Below are 2,175 nucleotides of genomic sequence, written 5' to 3' on the forward strand. Positions count from 1 at the left end.
GTGACCGGTGGTCACGATCAAAGGCGAGAAAGGCTAAATCTCTCGCGCGGGAGTCGTTTTTTCAATTGACCGGTGTCTTTTTAATGGGTGACCCCGTTGTTGCCCCTGGAATGACCAGCGGCAGGTTCCACCTCAATTGCGGAAAAGGCGCTTTTGTCAATTTGTCAAGCACGACCCCTTTTCTTCCCTGCCCGTTTCATCGAGCACACTTACAATCAGACCGTTCTTCTGCCGGCTGCCTTTGAGGACCAGATCCTCCCCGGCACTTTTGAGCACACCATCCACTACCTGGTCGATCACCAACGCGACCCGAGTATCTTTGATTCCAAGGTCAACAACGACGAAGGTGGGCGGCCCGCCCATGACCCGGCGATCCGGCTGAAGATCGTGCCGCTTGCCTATCCCCGCGGCATCTTACAGCCAGCTAATGCAGTGGACGGAATACACAGCGGTGGTACACTGACAGGGTCAGTGGTCGGCTGGTCAGTCTCAACGCCGCCACTGGTCCGCACCCGTTATGTGCCAAACAAAGGAGAAAAATTATGCCAAGAATATCTCCCACAGATTTTGTTGACATTGTTTCTGCCGCTGGCACTCCTTTCAAAAATGGCACATAGCCCGGCACTCAAGTCGGACCAAACAAACGCCGGTGCATCACTAATAAGTCTCTGCTGGCCGTACCTTCGCGACGTCGCCGTTTAGCTCAACGTTAGGCGAGATGAGTGTTTAACCAAACAACAACCAAAAGGAGATACAATTATGTACAGTTATTTCATGCCAACCGTTAACCTAATGGGTGCTGGATCGGTTGCCGAAGTGGGAAAACAGGCCAAAATCCTGGGTGGCTCGAAAGCGTTGGTGGTAACCGATAAACCATTAATGACTACCAGTATTGTCGAAAAGGTGACAAAGTTGTTAGAGGCAAGCGGAATTGATGCTGTCATTTACGATGGCGCTCAGCCGAACCCCACGGTAGAAAATGTGGATGAAGGCATTGCCCTTTACAAAAAGGAAAAATGCAATGTCATCATTGCGGTAGGCGGCGGCAGCCCCATTGATTGCGCCAAAGGAATTGGGCTTGTCGTCACCAACGGCGGTTCAATCAAAGATTATGAAGGTTTGGATAAGTCGGAAAAACCCATGCCGCCCTTTATTGCAGTCAATACCACGGCTGGAACAGCCAGCGAGATGACCCGCTTTACCATCATTACCGATACCGACCGCCATGTTAAAATGGCGATTGTTGACTGGCACGTCACACCCAATGTATCCATCAACGATCCGGAATTAATGGTGAGCATGCCGGCCGCTCTAACCGCTGCCACCGGAATGGATGCGCTAACTCACGCGGTAGAGGCGTATGTTTCCACCATCGCCACACCGCTGACGGATTCTGCGGCGCTGAAAGCCATCGAACTGATCAGCCAGTATTTGCGTTTGGCGGTGGCAAATGGCGAAGATCTGGAAGCGCGGGATAAGATGGCGTATGCTGAATTTCTGGCCGGAATGGCCTTTAATAATGCCAGCCTGGGCCATGTGCATGCCATGGCCCACCAATTAGGCGGTTTTTATGATCTGCCCCACGGCGTATGCAATGCGGTATTGCTGCCACATGTGGAACGCTTTAACATGACTGCCTGCCCGGAACGCTTTGTGGATATTGCCATTGCGATGGGCGAAAATGTGGAAGGCTTACCGACGATGGAAGCCGCTGACAAAGCGCTGGAAGCCATTCAGAGACTGTCCAGAGATATCGGCATTCCATCCGGTTTAAAAGAAATGGGCGTAAAGGAAGAAGACTTGCCCATATTGGCGGAAAATGCCATGAAAGATGCGTGTGGTTTAACCAATCCGCGCAAAGCAACAAAAGAGGAAATGATCCAGATCTATAAACACGCAATGTAAGTTGCAATATTGGCAGCGGTCTTTAGTATTTTGCTTTTTTCACTTATTCTTACAAAGACGGGGTTTTCAGAATCCACAGAGATAAAAAAGCGCGGCGGCAATTTTTGCGGCTGCGCTTTTTTATAAGCTTGTGCACAGAAAAAGTTGATGCCACAACGTCTTCCGGTCCAGGTTGCGGGGTGGATTCAATTTGCAAGTGCACCACCCCTGGCTTCATCGAACACTTCCTGGGGCGTCCGGTAGCCGAGGCACTTTCTCGGCCTGTTGTTC

At 51.0% G+C, this 2,175-nt stretch carries 2 protein-coding genes and 1 pseudogene; 2 read left to right on the plus strand and 1 reads right to left on the minus strand.

Translation table 11 applies throughout. The features are described from left to right. Positions 1–198: 198 nt before the first annotated feature. Both EDC39_RS16010 and EDC39_RS15180 read left to right on the plus strand, forming a co-directional pair. Positions 199–414, plus strand: a pseudogene (locus tag EDC39_RS16010) (IS1182 family transposase); the annotation flags it as partial. Between the two features lie 345 nt (positions 415–759). Continuing rightward, entirely contained in the window at positions 760–1,905 is a 1,146-nt protein-coding gene (locus EDC39_RS15180) for an iron-containing alcohol dehydrogenase (RefSeq protein WP_148897237.1), read from the plus strand. Between the two features lie 49 nt (positions 1,906–1,954). Here the strand turns inward: EDC39_RS15180 and EDC39_RS15480 are convergent. Beyond that, on the minus strand, positions 1,955–2,175 hold a 221-nt coding region (locus EDC39_RS15480; RefSeq protein ID WP_222862899.1), incomplete at its 5' end, for a hypothetical protein.

The sequence above is a fragment of the Geothermobacter ehrlichii genome (assembly GCF_008124615.1).
In the GTDB taxonomy this organism is placed as follows: domain Bacteria; phylum Desulfobacterota; class Desulfuromonadia; order Desulfuromonadales; family Geothermobacteraceae; genus Geothermobacter; species Geothermobacter ehrlichii.

Bases quoted from the DNA above. Each gene is read 5' to 3' on its own strand.
- EDC39_RS15180 (WP_148897237.1), top strand. From the start codon at position 760: ATGTACAGTTATTTCATGCCAACCGTTAACCTAATGGGTGCTGGATCG.